The sequence below is a fragment of the Bacillus sp. AM 13(2015) genome (assembly GCF_001518755.1).
GTDB lineage: Bacteria > Bacillota > Bacilli > Bacillales > Bacillaceae > Bacillus > Bacillus safensis.
Map to the genome: position 1 here is coordinate 1 of NZ_LKCP01000075.1, position 2,162 is coordinate 2,162.

Sequence of the window (2,162 nt, forward strand, 5' to 3'; positions counted from 1 at the left end):
CTGATCAGAAAATTTGGACAGATGAGAATGCTGAACTTTATTAGCAGACACCCTTCCATTAAGAAATTAATGCTTTGGGTAGAGAAACGGGGATTTGGTCCGTTATTTATTTTACTCTGCTTTCCTTTTACACCTTCTGCTGCCGTCAATGTGGTCGCAGGCTTATCAAGAATTAGCATGTGGCAATTTTCATTAGCTGCTTTAGCTGGTAAGTGTGTCATGCTCTTTATCATTAGTTTTATTGGTTATGACCTTTCTGCTTTAGTAAAGAATCCGTTAAGAAGTGTTTTTGCGGTTCTAGTTATCGTTTTATTATGGTATGTTGGAAAGAGAGTAGAAAATAGGTTGAACATTCGAATGAGCAAGCGTGAGGACAAAGGAGGCTCTTAATGAAAAAGAAGCCATTGTTATGGTTGATGATTATTACATGCATCGTCTTATTGTTCCAAGTAAAGAATTTCATGTTTGTGAAGTATAAAGTAGAAGGGGTTAGTATGGACCCCACATTTACAGATGGAACAGAATTATTAATCAACAAGTTCTCACCAAAACTCACGAAAATTAGCCGGTTTGATTATGTGTTATTTCACGGACCAAAAAATCAAATTTTGATCAAACGGGTCATTGGGCTCCCGGGAGAATCGATCAAGTATGTCGATGATCAGTTATTTGTGGATGGGGCAAAATGGAAAGAACCCTATTTAAAAGAGCAGAAAAAACATAAAATGGGGAATGTCCTGACAGGGGATTTTCAGCTGAAAGCCATCACAGGACATGATAAAATCAAAAAAAACCATTACTTCGTGATCGGAGATAACCGAATACATAGCTTTGACAGCCGGCATTTTGGAACGATTTCAAAAGATCAAGTAGTTGGTGTCAAAAGAAATCAGGATGAATAAAAAAGAGGCGCTCTGCACATGCAAAGCGTCTCTCTTTTTTATTTAGCGGCTTTATAATCAGGATGTCTTTTTGCCCAGACATGATGTAAGAATCGAAAAAACGGTGGCAGCATTGCTATGACAAGAATGATTCTAACGACTTGTACAGCTACTACAAAGGTTGAGTCCTCATGGAGTGTAACTGCTGTTGTTGCCATTTCTGCAATACCGCCAGGAGAAAAGGCAAGAATGGCTGTAATGACAGAAATACCTGTGACCTCAGCAATGGCAATTGAACTGAGAACCGTTGCAGCAATTAGTCCAGCTGAGCTGACGACGGCTACAATTAACGTGTTTTTTAGTCCGACAAACATCTGTTTATTCATTTTTGAACCGATGGTTGCACCTAGAAATACCTGTGATGCGATATTCGCTTGTGCTGGCCAATAAGGAATCAAATCATGACCTATGAGCGCACCTGCACCTACTTGAAGAGCAGCAACTCCTAACATGCTGCCAATCAGCCAAGGGGCAGGGAAATGAAGACGAACCGCCAGGCGTGACATAAGCCAGGCACCTAAAATAAGTGCAGCAGTCCACGAGATATTTGACAGGGTGAAAACACCGGATGAAAAGGCGCTCCCTTGAATGCCTGCAGCTGCATCCGCTGGATTTTTTGTATTTAAATAGAACACCGTAAATGGGATGGTGAGTACCACCATTAATACACGTGTTGTTTGTACGAGACTGACAACGGCTGTATTTGCTCCAACCTCTTGGGCAATCCCTGGCATAGCAGATAAACCGCCTGGTGCTGTGCCGACAAAGCTGGTCAGCATATCTGTTTTACTCAGCTTCCATAAGGCAAAGCCAGAGAGCATCGCCAGTAGAATAGAAAAAACGAGCATGAAACTCACAGGGAGCCAATGTTCAGCGAAAATATGAAGAACTTTCATGTTCATTTTTTGTCCGAGTTCGATTCCGAGAATAAATTGACCAAGGAGTAGCCATCTGCTGTGAATACGCAAGGTGTTGTTTCCTTTACGCTGAAACAGGGTGGGACGTCGCATGGCAATAAATGCAGCTGTGATTAATGTACCGATCATCCAGCCAATAGACATTCCTGTTAAAGACAAAAGAAAACCACCTAAACCGCTTATTGCGATCAAAATGAGATCGGTTCGAAGGCTGTTTCCTTGTTTCATCACATGTAAACCTTCTTCCTATAATTTTGTTCAGTAAGTGAAATGTTGTTATCTTCACTATAATACAAAAGTCTCT

3 protein-coding genes are annotated in these 2,162 nt (G+C 41.0%); 2 read left to right on the top strand and 1 reads right to left on the bottom strand.

Annotation, left to right across the window (positions count from 1 at the left end; translation table 11 throughout):
- Window positions 1-390: TVP38/TMEM64 family protein (locus AOQ70_RS12845; RefSeq protein ID WP_197414612.1), on the top strand; the 390-nt coding region annotated here is incomplete at its 5' end.
- Complete coding sequence (lepB, locus tag AOQ70_RS12850) at window positions 390-902, top strand: signal peptidase I (protein ID WP_039177636.1); 513 nt, start codon at window positions 390-392, stop codon at window positions 900-902. The genes AOQ70_RS12845 and lepB, both read left to right, overlap by 1 nt.
- Before the next feature lie 38 nt (window positions 903-940).
- On the opposite strand, the gene AOQ70_RS12855 is transcribed toward lepB, so the two are convergent.
- The gene (locus AOQ70_RS12855) at window positions 941-2,086 is read right to left on the bottom strand and encodes an AbrB family transcriptional regulator (protein ID WP_059376668.1); all 1,146 of its coding nucleotides are present in this window, start codon (window positions 2,084-2,086) and stop codon (window positions 941-943) included.
- Between the last annotated feature and the right edge of the window lie 76 nt (window positions 2,087-2,162).

Bases quoted from the DNA above. Each gene is read 5' to 3' on its own strand.
- AOQ70_RS12855 (WP_059376668.1), bottom strand. From the start codon at position 2,086: ATGAAACAAGGAAACAGCCTTCGAACCGATCTCATTTTGATCGCAATA.
- lepB (WP_039177636.1), top strand. From the start codon at position 390: ATGAAAAAGAAGCCATTGTTATGGTTGATGATTATTACATGCATCGTC.